Genomic DNA, 14,564 nt, shown 5'->3' with positions numbered 1-14,564 from the left:
TCTCGTCAGATGCCAAGCTGGCCTCTTGGGTCGGTGTAGCCCCTGGGAACAACGAAAGTGCAGGCGTGAAAAAAAAAGCTAAAGCCCGTAAAGGGAACAAACATGCAAAAGGGATCTTATGCCAAGCGGCATGGGCAAACGCTAGAAGCAGCAACCGAATTGGCGACTATTTCAGGAGGGTAAGAAAGCGCCGAGGTGACCAAAAAGCAGCTGTCGCCACAGCCCATCTGATTTTGCGAATCGCCTATGCGATGCTTCGAGACCGGGTAAATTACCAGGAAATTGAATCCACCGTATTTCAGGAGTCGACCTCCAAGATGGTGGAACGTTTAACGAAACAGTTGCACCAGCTTGGATATAATGTCGATTTGAAACCTACTGGAACAACCTAAATTTTTAAAAAATTAGGGTTAAGATTTCGGGGTAGTGGGTCTTTTTTTTGCCTTCTTACGGCACTTCATTTTCGTATAAAATATTACTCATCTTGCCGCCTCTCCACGCACGCCGCCTCTTCAGTTGAGTCGTGACGACCAATTCGCTCCGCTAGCGCATGGCTTGTTCACGGCAGGAAAGGTATACTGATGATAACAATGCCGGGCTCAGGCAATGAGCATTGAACGGAAACGCAGCGATAGCTTATAAACAGCGGACTGAATGAAGGATTCATGTTGGGTTACGAACCCCAACGAGTCCGATTACATGAATTGGTTGCAAAATGACATAGAATCTCTTGTTTTAATGATGGAATGGGGGAATCTTGTAAAAAAGCCGAGGGCGGAAAAGAAAAAATACAGGTCGGCCCGATCGGTTATTTGAACGAGCTCGCCTTGTTCTTTTTCGCGGGCAGCGCAATCCTTTCCGTTGACATGCTGGTCAACTTGCCGATTCGCAACGCGTTTTCAAGAGAACGGATTTTGTGCGATGTTGCGCCACATTTCGAAGAGGTCAAGCTGATTTATCGGGAGGACCGGCCGGAATCGGTCAATATGCGGATGCTCAGGCCGCAGGCGAAGAAATTGTTCGCTCAATGCCGTTCGCCGTTCAAGGCGCTTGTGCTCGATTTGTACCGGACCTCGGAGCGTCCGGCAAACGAAACCTTCGCCTGTATGCGGCAGACCTCAAGCGGATCGAACCTGTCGATTTTCCCGGGACGGAGGACTTGAAACGATTGCTCGCCGAAGAGTTTGTCGAGCGAGGCGAATGTCTTCCGCTTATTCCGACCGGCTGGAGGTTCGAGGACGACCGCAAGCATTCCTCGACAACAGCGAAAGAAAAAGCCGATTGGAGGTGCTTTCAACGCACGCCGATCGGCTTTTTCTGCGGTCCCGGGACGGGGCGGATCGTCAAAAGAAGAGGGGAAATCAAAAATAAAAATGGGCGAAATCCTAAATGATCATTTTCTATGCGTTAAGGAAAAGAGAGAAGAGAAATAGAAATCGATAAAGCGGGTGAAGAATTTGATAAACTCGCTTTTTTTGATTTTCTTGTTGAAGGAATTTACATCTTTTTTTAGCATTTTAATGGGTTAATATGGCAAATAATCAAACTTTTATGTTCGTTGACTTGGCCATTTCGCCATAATAAGATTTTTTCAACGTCAGACTAACTTACACAAGGAAAGGGGAACGCAAATGAAACTCAAGGGGTTAAAAAGATGGACGATTTCCACGTTTTGCGGTTTGTTCATCGCCGGTTCGATTCCTATCTCAGCATCCGCGCAGTCGGCTGCCGGCGAACCGATTGAAATTTATCGCAATTCGTTTGACGCTCCTTCCGCGATTCCGGGATGGAGCGCGACTTCCGGTTATGCGACTCTTGCGAACTCGTTGGACGAACAAAACGCCAATCCGAACGCTCACCTGTCGATTAAAGGATCCGGCCAACCTCTATCGGTCCAATCCGATCGATTTGACGCGCAGGAGTCGACGGAGTATCGGTTTGCGGGAAAAATCAAATGGGAGAACATGACGGGGGACGTTCGATTTTCGCTCCGGTTCTACGATCGCGACGGTCAATTGCTTGCGGCCGAGAACAGCGCATGGACGGCTCCGGCGACATCGGCCGGCGCTTGGCTGGATTTGGATTATACCGCGACGTCTCCGGCGGGCGCCGTTTCCGCGGAAGTGGCGATTGACTCGGAGGAAGCGACTTCCGGCACGTTTTTAGTGGATGATTTGACGGTTACCGATGCGGAAAGCAAGGTCGTGTTCAGCGAGAACTTTTCGCTGTTGATGAACGTTCCGGGCTGGACGTCCACAAGCGATAAAATGTCCGTATTGACGGATTCGGTCGACGGCAACCCTGCGCTGCTGCTGGACGATATTTATACGGTCAACGGCGAAAGCGCTTCAAGGCTTCAACTGCGGTCTGAAAAAATGCAGGTTACGGCGGGGAATTCCTATTCGTTTTCGCTTCGCGCTAACTCCGTCGCCCAGACGCACAGCTTAAACCTGAGATTGTATTTTTATAATGAAGCCGGCGTTTCCGTCGGCGAAATTTTAGTCGGCAAAACGGCCGCGGACCTTTTAGGAAAGGGCTGGCAGGAACTGAGCTCCGCTGTCGTAACGGCGCCGGAAGGAGCGGTTTCCGCGTTATTATCGTTCGAATCCGGACATGTAAGCCGGACGAAGGCGTATTTTGACGATGTCGTCGTTTACGAACATGCGCCTGCGGGCGATAACGGAGAAGACAACGGTTCGGGCAACGAGCCTCCGATCGGCACCGCCTTGATCAATCCCGGGTTCGAACTGGAGGCCGAAGCCGACGGAAGCGTTCCGGGCTGGACGGTGCAGCCGGCTTTGGCTTCCTATGGCGAAAGCGCCATCTCCCGTTCGATCGCGAAGTCGGGCAGCGCCAGCTTGTACTTTTACGACAAGGACAGCACTTCTGCCGGCGGGTATCGCATCTTCAGCAACCCGTTCGCCGTGAAGGAGGGCAGCAAAGTCAGCGTCGGCGCCCAAGTGTACCGCGTTCAGCAAACGCACAGCGTCGTTCTGGAAATCAATTTCTACGACGGCGAAGGGACCATCATCCAAACGATTAATAAATTGCATCCGGCAAGCGCGACGAAGGCGAACGAGTGGAATCCGATAACGAATGCGGACCAGGTTGCGCCGGCTGGCACAGTATCGGCAAGTGTATCGATTTATTCCGGTTACGTGTCGATTACGGAAATGTATATCGATGATGTGACAGTCGACGTCGTGGAGGCGACCGCTCCGGACGATTCGTATCCGTCGGATATTCAAAACGGCGGTTTTGAAGCGGCCCCGATCGAAGGCGGAATTGCGAACTGGACCGTCGATCCGGCGGCCGCCGGAGGAACGGCAGCCTTGAATAGCGCGATCGCAAAAGAAGGCGGCCAAAGCCTGTACTTCGAAGACGCGAGCACGGAAATCGGGTTCCGCGTCATGAGCGATCCGATCGCGGCCGTGCCGGGGGATTCGGTATTGGTGTCAAGCGACGTGTACGTTCTTTCCCAGACGCATAACATCGTGCTTGAGGTCAATTTCTTTCAGCAAGACGGCAGCTCGGCCGGCGCATCGGCAACGGAGCTGTTCTCGGGCAACACGTTGGGAACCGAAAAATGGTCGACGATGCGCAAAACGGTCGAAATTCCGGCAGGCGCGGCGTACATCACCGTCTCGTTCTACTCCGGCAATCCGAGCTTGACGAAGGCTTATTTCGACAACGTCACGATCTCGGTCATGCCGAAAGAAACGCCGCTTGCGCGCGAATATGGCGCTCCCGTCGATTTGGGAGCGATGGTCGACGTAAGCCTGGGTCAAGCGGGAGCCATTCAAACGCTTGAAAACGGCGACAACGAGGTATATTTCGTGACGAACGGCAAGCCGGGCACTTTCTTTGTGCTCGACGGAGATACCGGGGAACTGAAATTTTCCGAAGTGATTCCGAATACCATTGCCACGTGGGCGATGACGATCGGCGACGATCAAAACGTGTATTTCTCGGGCACGGAAGACGGCGAGCTGTATCGTTACGATTCGGTCAAACGGGAAGTCGAAGCGTTGGGCAACAATACGACGGATAACTGGACATGGGATCTGGCTGCGATTGACGGCAAAATATACGGCGGCACGTACAATTCGCTGACGCACGGAAAATTGTACGAGTACGACGTAGCCAATCGCGCGTTTCGCAATTACGGGGTCGTAGAACCGGGACAGCAGTACGTTCGGGGCATTGCGGTGGACGATCGGTATCTTTATGCCGCAATGGGAACGACGGTCCGATTGTACAAGGTCGATCGGATTACGGGCGAAAAAACCGAAATCCCGATTCCCGGATATTCGGGGACGACGGGAACGATGGGGGCGGTCTATGTCCTCAACGGCAAAATTTTCGCCGCGGTGAGCACACAAAAAATGGTCGTTATCGATGCGGCAACCGGCGCGGTCGATGCGGAGTTTTCCTACAACGACATGTTCTCCGAACCGGATCCGAAAAACGGGAATTTGGTCTACTACAAATACAACACTTCGCTGTATTCGTACGATATGGAGGCCAAGAAAACGGCGCCAATCGAGTTGGACGCTTCCTTGCCGGATACCCCGCGCGTGAAGGACATGACCTGGATTACGCCGCAGTCCGGTGAAAAAGCGGGCAAAACGATTTTGGCGATCATAACGCAATACGGCGAATATTTATACGCGGATTTAGAGGAAGGGACTTTGGATTACGTCCCGCTGGAAGTGGACCTCATGCCCGTCAATATTCAATCGCTGCAAACGGGGTTCGACGGCCGGCTTTATATGGGCGGCTACCAACGGGGGATGAGCGTTTACGATCCGTTTTCCGAAACGATCGTCGAAAACTTGCCTACGTTCGCCCAGCCCGAGGGCATCGGCTTCCTGAACGGGAAAGTCTATTACGGGACGTACGTGTCCGCCGTCATGTACGAGTACGATCCGACCCAAGAAACGGTCATGAACGAAAATCCCGTGATGGTTTTCGATATCGAGCATCAGGACAGACCGTTCGCAATTACTTCCGGCGACGACCGGCTGTTCGTCGGCACCGTGCCCGACTACGGCTATTTGGGCGGCTCCTTGGCCACGTATGACGATCGGACGAAGGAATGGAAACAGTTCGATCATGAAGACCTCGTGCCGAATCAAAGCATAATCGGATTGGCCTACGAAGACGGTTATCTATACGGAAGCACGACGGTTTGGGGCGGATTGGGCATTGACCCGTCCGAAACGGAAGCGGTCATCTTTATATGGGATGCGGTTCAAGAAAAAGTCGTGAAAAAAATCAAATTGTCCGACCTGGGATTGACGATCGACGAAGCTCCGCGCATGATCGGTTCGCTTGAATTCGGACCGGACGGATTGCTGTGGGGGATTGCGGACGGCACGATTTTCGCCCTTGACGTAAGCGATCTTAACGAGATCCGAATCGCGAAGCAAAAAATGATCAATCCGAGCTTGTACAACTCCAGCAAATGGATGCCCTATGAAATCCGGTTTGCGCCGGACGGCATGCTGTATACGACGCTATCGCGTAAATTGTATGCGATTGATCCGGAAACGCTGCAATATAAACTCGTTTACGACGGTTTCGTAAACAGCATGACGTTAGGTATCAACGGCACGATTTATTTCGCTCCCGAAGCGGGCACGAATTTGTCGAAGATCGAAATTCCCGAAACGGATGCCACGTTATCCGACATACGGATCGACGGCACGCCGGTAGAGGCCTTTACGCCGGGCGTAACCTCCTATGTGCTGGACAGCGCGGAAAAAGGCAAGGTAACGGCAACCGCCGCGCAAGCCGGAGCGATCGTGGAAATCGACGATTCGGCCGAACATCAAACGGTCATTAGCGTTACGGGGACGGACGGAATCTCGAAGCTGCGATACGTCGTCAAATTCGAAGACGGCGCCGGGACCGATCCGGAGCCGGGTGAGGGCACGGACCCGGGCGAAGGAACCGACCCGGGCGAAGGAACCGACCCGGGCGAAGGAACCGACCCAGGCGAAGGCACGGATCCGGGTGAGGGTACGGATCCTGGCGAAGGAACGGACCCGGGCGAAGGAACGGATCCTGGCGAAGGCACGAATCCGGGGGCGGGGGCGAATCCGGTGCCCATTCCGTCCGGTCCGATCGAAACGCCGACGGAAAGCGCGCCTGAAAAACAGACGGTTTCCGAAACGGAACTGCGCGGCGATGCCGTCATCGAACTGGGCGCGAACGTTACCGTCGTCGAACTTCCAGGCAACGCCAGCGAAATCGTAAGCGGATCTTCGGTCGTGTTGAAAAACGATCGCTTTTCCGTGGAAATTCCGGTCAACGTCCTGTCCCAAGCCGGAGAGGGTCAACCGGTTCTCGTAACGGTTCAACCGGCGGACGCTGACGAAGCCGCGAGCATTTTGAACGCGGCCGCAAACGAAGCGAATGCGAATGTAACCTTCCAATCGGACGTGTATACCGTTCGTTTAACGCAATCGGACGGAACGGCTATCCGACTAAGTAAAGAAGCGGGCTTGAACGTAAGCTTCCCGATCGAAGCGTCGGATCCGAATAAAACGAACGTCTTTAAGGTAAACGAGGACGGTTCGCTGCGGTTCGTGAAGAGCAAGGCGGAAAACGGCCGGATTGTTGCCTCCGTAACGGAGGAGGGCCGATATGTGGTTGCCGAAGTGGATAAAACGTTCGCGGATGTCGCGGCGGGACATTGGGCTTCCGATGCCATCTCCAATCTGACGGCCAAATTCATCGCCACGGGCGTATCCGAAACGGAATTCGCGCCGGATCGCGAAGTGACGCGCGCCGAATTTACGGCCCTGTTGGCCCGTGCCCTTCATTTGTCGGCGGGAACGGCCCCCGGAGATCGAGCCTTCTCCGACGTAGATGAAAATGCCTGGTACGCCTCATTCGTCGCTGCGGCATTCGAAAACGGGATCGTGCAGGGCAATGGCGCCGACCGGTTCAATCCGAACGAAACGATCCGCCGGCAAGAGTTGGCTGCGCTGCTCATTCGAGCCTATGAATTCTCCGACGGTCAAGGATCCGACGGAGCGGCCGAACTTCCATTTGCGGATGCGAACGAGATTGGCGAATGGGCGAAAGAAAGCTTCGCCGAAGCGCAACGGTTAGGCCTGTTAAGCGGACGGGGGAACGGCTTGTTCGCCCCCCAAAGCCGCCTGACGCGCGCGGAAGCGATGCAAAGCATCGATAACTTGCTGAAGCTGCTGTAGGTTCAAATGAAAACCCGGAGCCGGCAGACCGACCTAATCCCGGATTAGCGTCGAGTTCGCCGGCTCTTTCATTTGCATCGGCCGAAGATAGTTGTTAATGTATGTTACATTACCGGTGAATTGTATCCGCTTTTATTTTTTGCCGAAAAAAAGAGAAGGATCATTCGCCTTGCCAGGAGAAACAAGAAAAAAGTGCCATTTTTAATCGTGGGTTCATCTTCCTTTTACAATCGCGAGCACAGAAAGACAAGCGGATTTTGATCGGAAAAAACCCGCGAAAAATTATTAATTTCCTCCGTTTTATCATTTTCTACACCGGAAAAACCCTTGATTTTAAAGGGAAATCGGGTGTTGGGCGATTTTCGGGGTTAAAATTACGAGAGTCAAAGATAACCCTAAATTTACAATCAAATGGACCGTTCATAGAATAAATGTCATGCAGGTCGACGACGACGACCTGGCAACCAAAAATCAGGGGAGGTAAAAAGATGTCAAAGAAGTTGACAAGAAAATCGATGGTCATGCTGTTGGTGCTTGCGATGGCGATGACGTTATTGGCTGCGTGCAGCGGCAATAACGGCGGAAATTCGAATGCGGACGGCACGAACGGAGGAGGCGGCAGCGCGGGCAGCGCGGCTCCGACGGAAAGCGCTTCAGCGGATTACGGCGACACCGGAGGCCTGACGCTGCCGCTTGTAGACGAGCCGACGGAAATCACGTGGATGCTGGTCGGCGAATACGAGGTTAACAACTCGTTGGTCGCCCAGGAAATCGAAAAGCGGACCGGCATTAAAGTCAATTTTCAAACCGTTTCGAGTTCCCAATACCTGGATAAGCTAAGCGTTACCCTGGGGTCGGGAGATTTGCCGGATATTTTCCACGGCTTGAAAATTCCCGAATTGAACGATATCGGCCAAGAGGGAGCGGTCGTTGCCATTAACGATTATGCCGACATGCTTCCCAACTTCAAAAAATTGTACCTGGAAGAAAATCCGTGGGTTGTCGATTCGTACGGCGACCAAAACGGCAAGCTTTACTCCTGGCCGATCTACAAAATGAACCGCGACGTCAACCACGGTTTCATGTATCGCGCCGACGTTTTTGAGGCGAACGGAATCGAGCCTTGGACGGATACCGATTCGTTCTATCAAGCGCTGAAGAAATTGAAGGAAATCTATCCTTCCTCTTACCCGTACGCTTCGAAAACGGGGGTATCCATCTTCAAAGACTGGGCTTACGGCTGGGGAGTCGGGTCCACGGAATATCCGGTTTACTACGACGAAGCGGACGGACAATGGAAATTCGCTTCGATCCAGGCCGCTCACAAGGACGAGCTTGATTTCATGAAAAAGCTGTACTCCGAAGGCCTGATGGATCCCGAGTTTTTGACGTCGACTACGGATGCCTGGACGTCGAAAATGACGACGGATCAATCTTTCGTCACTTGGGACTGGATCGGCCGCCTGGATCTGTTCTACAACCAGGTAAAAGACGCCAACCCCGAATACGACTTGCGTTATGCCAATCCGATCGGACCTACCGGCAACATTCGTTCCCTTCCGGAAATCGACGCGAGCTGGGGCATCGCGGTCGCGAACAACAAAAATGCCGAAGCGGCCCTTAAGCTGCTCGATTATTTGACCAGCCCGTCCGGTTCCGAGCTGATGACGATCGGCGTCGAAGGCGTGAACTTCGAGTGGGACGAGAACGGCAAGCCGGTTTATCCGGAGCTCGCCGACGTGGAAACGATCGATATTACGGTGTTGAACGAGAAATACGGCATGTGGCTGGAGGGGGCTTACGTTCGTCCCGACCACCGTTCCGTCTACTATAACTACACGGAAAGAGAACAGGAAGCTCAAGATATGATGAACGAGAAAGGTTCTTTCGAACCGCTGGATCCCGTTCTTAACTTCACGAACGACGAAACGTCGCGAATCGCCGATTTGAAGACGAAAATTCAAACGGCTTCGGAAGAATTCAACACGAAATACGTACTGGATGCCAAATACGGTCAGGAGCAATGGGACGCATGGGTTGCCCAAGCGGATTCGCTCGGCGTCACCGAATTGTTGGAAATTTACAACGCCGCCCAAGCGCGTTACGATTCCGCGCAATAACTCATTCCGACCTGACTGCAGAGTGGCACTAGATTCGTCTAGTGCCACTCTCTTACCAAGGAGGTTAAGATCGTGCAAGGTTCCGGCATCGCCAGGCTTGGCAAAAAGATCGTTCGCGACCGGCAATTGTTAATCATTTTTCTCCCTTGCGTCGTGTTTTACTTGTTGTTCCGTTACGGGCCGCTATACGGTTTGATCATTGCCTTCAAAGACTACAGCGTCTTTAGAGGAGTGATGGACAGCCCGTGGGTGGGCTTTGAGCATTTTCAAAACTTTTTCAATTCCCCGGACTTTTGGATGTTATTCCGCAATACGTTTTTGCTCGGTTTTCTGACGTTGGTCTTTTCGTTTCCGTTCCCGATTTTGCTCGCCATGCTGCTGAATGAAGTACGGGTGTCCTGGTTCAAAAAAGGGGTGCAAACGGCAAGCTATTTGCCGACGTTTTTATCGGTCGTCATTATTTCCAGCATGATTATCGACTTCCTGTCTCCGACGAACGGGATCGTGAATAAAATCATCGGATGGTTCGGATTCGAAAGCAAGTATTTCCTGATCGATCCGGATTGGTTCCGGCCGATCTACATCCTGTCGGAAATTTGGACGAACGCGGGCTATGAGTCCATCGTCTATTTGGCGGCGATTGCCGGGATCAGCCCGACGCTGTACGAGGCGGCTCGCGTGGACGGCGCAGGCCGTTTCCGGATGATGTTCAACGTGACTTTGCCTAGCATTTTACCAACGATTTTAGTTATGTTTATTTTAAAGACAGGCCAAATGATTACGATCGGCTACGAAAAAGTATTGATTTTGTATAATACGATGACCTATGAAGTGGCCGACGTCTTTTCGACATACGTTTACCGCAAAGGCTTGCTGGATAACGATTACAGCTACGGCGCCGCCGTCGGCTTATTCGAGGCGTTCGTAGCGATGGCCCTCTTGTTGATTTCGAACCGGATAAGCAAACGCATGGGGGGCAGCGGATTATGGTAAAAAGGAATCGTTTACATTGGTTTGATGTCGCAAATACCATCGTTCTTCTGCTTGTAGCCTGTTCTACGTTGTTTCCCATCGTCTATATTTTGGCCGTATCGTTGAGCGATACCGCAAGCGTAACGCAAGGCAAAGTCTTCTTGTGGCCGAAAGGGCTGAATTTCGAAGCTTACGCTCAAGTGTTGAACGATATCAAAATTCCCCGGGCCTATTTGAATACGATTATGTATACCGCGCTGGGGACGTTCATTAACGTGCTGTTGACGGCGATGGCCGCTTATCCGCTGGCCCAACGCGAATTTATCGGCCGCAAGCAGTGGACGTTTTTTATCGTCGTCACCATGTTTTTGAACCCCGGAATCATTCCGAACTACCTGATCGTCAAGGAATTGGGCATGATCGATACCGTATGGGCGCTGGTCATTCCGAATGCCATTTGGACCTTCCAGTTGATCATTATGAAAAGCTTCTTTGAAGGCATGTCTTCCCAGGTCCGCGAAGCGGCGAAAGTGGACGGCGCCTCGGAATATCGCATTTTGTTCAGCATGATGATTCCGCTGTCCAAGCCGGCTCTCGCTTCGATCGCGTTGTTCTACTTTATCGGCCACTGGAACAGCTATTTCTTGCCGATGATTTATTTGAATACGGACTCCTTGTATCCGCTGCAGGTCGTTCTGAGAGATATGCTGGTCTTCAGCGAAGACAGCGGCTCGGCGCTGGTCGAAGCCGCGGCGTTGGCGCCGCAGGCGAAGAAAAACGCGACGATCGTCCTGACGATGATCCCGGTTTTGATCGTTTATCCGTTCGCCCAGAAATATTTTGCCAAAGGGGTCATGCTGGGATCCGAGAAAGGCTGAATGAAGTTGCATAGCCGATTGACCTAACGTACGGTGAAGATGAATGAAATGCGACAAAGGAATGGTTGTACATGAAACGATTTATAACGAGCCTTGGCGTTACTCAAATCTTTTTGGCGTTGCTATTGGTTATTTTCATTATGGCGCTGTCAACCTATTCCGTCTATCGTTCATCGATCACCAGTATTTATGAAAAAGTCAAAGAAAACGGCCAATTGGCGACGCAATCCACCATTCAATATTTCGACAATACCTTTCAAACGATCAATAACCTGATCACTTCGATCGAGCAAATGCCGCCTTATGACTATCCCGTCAACGAATATGGCATGCTGGACCCGATTCAAGCGGGCAAACTCGTCGAAAATTTAAAGTATTTAAACATGACGACGGAGTATGTCGACGAAATTATCGTTTTTTATGACGAGGGCGACATTGCCATTACGACGGAAGGAACGACGAAGTTCGATCTCCTCTTTAGCGACAAATATATCAACCCGAACTATTCGCTCGCCTATTGGAAAAACTTCGTGAATTCCGAGCATTCGCTGACGGTATTTCCGGCAACGGAATATCAGGTCGTCAATACCGATTTTCGGACTTACCGCACGGAAGAAATCATGTTTATCGCCAGCTCGAATCGCTTTAACGCCGCAAACAAAAACATCATCATCGCGGTCGATGTGAAAAAGCTCATGGCGCAATACGGGCAATCGACGTTCATTCCCGGCTCCTCTCTAAAGGTGCTGGACCAGAATCACAACGCGATTTTCAGCACGGACCGCAATTTGGAAATCGTCGAACTGTTAAACGATTTGTATTTCGAGGGGAACGGAGCGGCGAATTCCGCGCCCGACGGCGAAGTCTCCGTGAAGAAGGAAAATTTCGAGTATACGATTTACACCTCGGCCTACAACGATTTCGTTTATATCAGCAAGGTGCCGTACGAATTTCAAAACTTGAAATCGGTAGCGCTGGGGAACCGGTCCATTCTGTTGATCGGCATTTTGAGCGCGGTATTGCTTGCCGTTTTATTAAGCATTTACTTGTTTAAACCGGTGAAGGGCATCATGAAAATGCTCGGAGGGGAAAATAGCAAAGGAAACGATTTTAGCAAAATCAAAAGCGCGATTTCCAGGTTGCAAACGGAAAACAAGGAGTATCAAGAGCAGTTGAACTATATGGGAGTGGAACTGAGAAGAAATACGTTTTTGCGCATTTTGGACGATTATTCGTTTTCCGCGGAATACGATCGCCAATTGCAAACGTATTACTCCCAATTTTTTCAAAGCAGCTATTTTATGATGGCGTTGCTGCAAGTGCGGGAGAAGGGGACGCCCAAGGGCTACTCGCTGCCGGCGGAGGCCATTTCGGAAAAATTGCAAAAAAGCTTGGCCAAGGCCCGGATCGACGCCGAGGTGTTTCATTATTCGAACGAGCAATTTATCGTCCTTATTTTTCTCCGGCAAGCCAATTCTCGCGAAACGTATCTGAAACGAATGAACCAGGTTTTGAACGAGGCCGAGAAAGAAGAATTGATCGGCTTGAAAATATGGGCATGCCTCAGCAAAACGTACAGAACGAATATGGAAAATTGTCGGACGGCTTATAAAGAAGTAGAAAATGCTAATAAATACCGCAACGTGCAAGAAACGTCCAAAGTGATGGATGCCGAAAAAATCGATTTTGTTTGGAATATCTATTTCCCTTACGAAAATATGGAAAAGTTATCGAACTATATTTTGAACGGGAAGGCAGACGAAGGCATTCAGATCGTCAGGGAAACGTTAAAAGAAAACTTGAACCGGAATATTCACGATCACCAAATCAAGTACGTGGCGAAATCGATCTTTTTTTATTTGTTCCGGAACATGGGCAGCTTCTCGCAATCGTTAAAAGAGCTTTACGAAATCGAAAACCGATTTTTGCAAACGATCGAGGACATCGACGATTACGGCGAGATCGAGCGCGCCCTCATCGAGGTCATCGAAAAGCTGGCGAAATTCGGAACGCCGAATGCCAAGGCGAAATTGAATCCCGCTTTCATTACGCAATACATCGAACTTCACTACATGGAAAACTTGTACTTGGATCATATCGCCGAAGTGCTGGAAACGACGCCTAAATATTTTTCGAATTACTTCAAGAAAACGTTCGGCATCAATTACATCGAGTATTTAAACAAGGTGCGGCTGATGCACGCGCGCGAATTTTTGAAAGATACCCATCTATCCATCGGCGAAATCGGCGAAAAAACCGGTTACCTGAATTCGTCCACGTTTACCACCACGTTCAAAAAATATTACGGAATTTCGCCAAGCGAATATCGAAAGCAAGTTTCCGTCAAAGGAGAAGAAGAATGAGAGCCATTGCAGCGAATCAAGGGGTCATTGCCGTTTTGGACAAAGCGGAGCCCGCCCTGCCTGCCGGTCACGTCAAAGTGAAAACGATGTATTCCGGCATAAGCGCAGGGACCGAGCTGGGCATTCTGGAAAAAAGCCGGACCCGGACGGAGCCGGCCTTCATCGGGTACAGCGCCATGGGGGTCGTCGTCGAGGTTGGCGAACAAGCGGATCCGGCCTGGATCGGACAGCGCGTAGCCTGTTACGGAGCCCCTTATGTTCATCATGGCGAAATCCTGCACGTGCCGACCAATCTGATCGCCGGGGTCCCCGATCTCGTGAACGGCAAGGAGGCGGCCTATGCGGGACTGGGAGCGATCGGCATTCATGCTTTGCGCATCGCGAACGTACGGTTCGGCGAGACGGTGCTGGTCGTAGGATTAGGGATGCTGGGCAATCTAATTGCGCAAATCTCGGAAGCGGCTGCTTACGAGACCTTGGCGATCGATATCAGCCCGCAGCGCGTAGAGCAAATGAAGCGATGCGGCGTCGAGCAGGCATACGCAAGCGACGGGGAGCTGGAGGAGCAAATCGCGAAGCGGACCGGCGGCAAGGGGGTCGATGCCGTGCTTTTATGCGCGAGCGGACCGGGGCGGGCGATGATCGATAATGCGCTGGATCGGGTTCGCCTGGGCGGAAAGGTCGTCATCGTCGGCGATATCCAGCCGGAATTTACGCGCGAAAAAATGTTCGCGAAAGAAGCGCAAATCCTGATTTCCCGGGCCGGCGGTCCGGGCCGGTACGACGTTCATTACGAAAAAGGCAACATCGATTATCCGGTCGGTTTCGTTCGCTGGACGGAAGGCCGGAATACGGCGGAGTACATTCGGCTGCTGGCCAAAAGGCGGATTTCCGTCAAGCCGATTTTGACGCACGAATATCCGTTGGAACAGGCGCAAGCGGCTTACGAAAACTATATTCGCAAAACGGATGTTATCGGCACCGTTATCTCGTACGGATAAAGGGGGA

At 51.6% G+C, this 14,564-nt stretch carries 8 protein-coding genes; all 8 read left to right on the top strand.

Features of this window, described 5'->3' with window-relative positions:
- A partial coding sequence (locus tag B7E11_RS10920) for a transposase (RefSeq protein ID WP_139787189.1) occupies nt 1-392 on the top strand: 392 nt, incomplete at its 5' end.
- 354 nt (nt 393-746) lie between these two features.
- A complete protein-coding gene (locus B7E11_RS10915) occupies nt 747-1,163 on the top strand; it encodes a hypothetical protein (RefSeq protein WP_080834291.1) in 417 nt (138 codons plus the stop codon).
- Between the two features lie 468 nt (nt 1,164-1,631).
- Nucleotides 1,632-7,223: an S-layer homology domain-containing protein gene (locus B7E11_RS10905; protein ID WP_080834287.1), complete on the top strand. Its 5,592-nt coding sequence runs from the start codon at nt 1,632-1,634 to the stop codon at nt 7,221-7,223.
- 488 nt (nt 7,224-7,711) lie between these two features.
- The gene (locus B7E11_RS10900; protein WP_245809677.1) at nt 7,712-9,343 is read left to right on the top strand and encodes an extracellular solute-binding protein; all 1,632 of its coding nucleotides are present in this window, start codon (nt 7,712-7,714) and stop codon (nt 9,341-9,343) included.
- 72 nt (nt 9,344-9,415) lie between these two features.
- The gene (locus tag B7E11_RS10895; RefSeq protein WP_245809676.1) at nt 9,416-10,336 is read left to right on the top strand and encodes an ABC transporter permease; all 921 of its coding nucleotides are present in this window, start codon (nt 9,416-9,418) and stop codon (nt 10,334-10,336) included.
- A gap of 68 nt (nt 10,337-10,404) precedes the next feature.
- The gene (locus B7E11_RS10890; protein ID WP_338026276.1) at nt 10,405-11,193 is read left to right on the top strand and encodes a carbohydrate ABC transporter permease; all 789 of its coding nucleotides are present in this window, start codon (nt 10,405-10,407) and stop codon (nt 11,191-11,193) included.
- Between the two features lie 71 nt (nt 11,194-11,264).
- Complete coding sequence (locus tag B7E11_RS10885) at nt 11,265-13,556, top strand: helix-turn-helix domain-containing protein (protein WP_080834282.1); 2,292 nt, start codon at nt 11,265-11,267, stop codon at nt 13,554-13,556.
- Nucleotides 13,553-14,557 (top strand): zinc-dependent alcohol dehydrogenase, encoded by a 1,005-nt coding sequence (locus B7E11_RS10880; RefSeq protein WP_080834280.1) that lies wholly within the window; start codon nt 13,553-13,555, stop codon nt 14,555-14,557. Before B7E11_RS10885 ends, B7E11_RS10880 begins: the two co-directional genes overlap by 4 nt.
- Nucleotides 14,558-14,564 lie beyond the last annotated feature (7 nt).

Source organism: Cohnella massiliensis (assembly GCF_900169535.1).
GTDB lineage: Bacteria > Bacillota > Bacilli > Paenibacillales > Paenibacillaceae > Cohnella > Cohnella algarum.
This window is presented reverse-complemented; position numbering and strand designations above follow the sequence as displayed.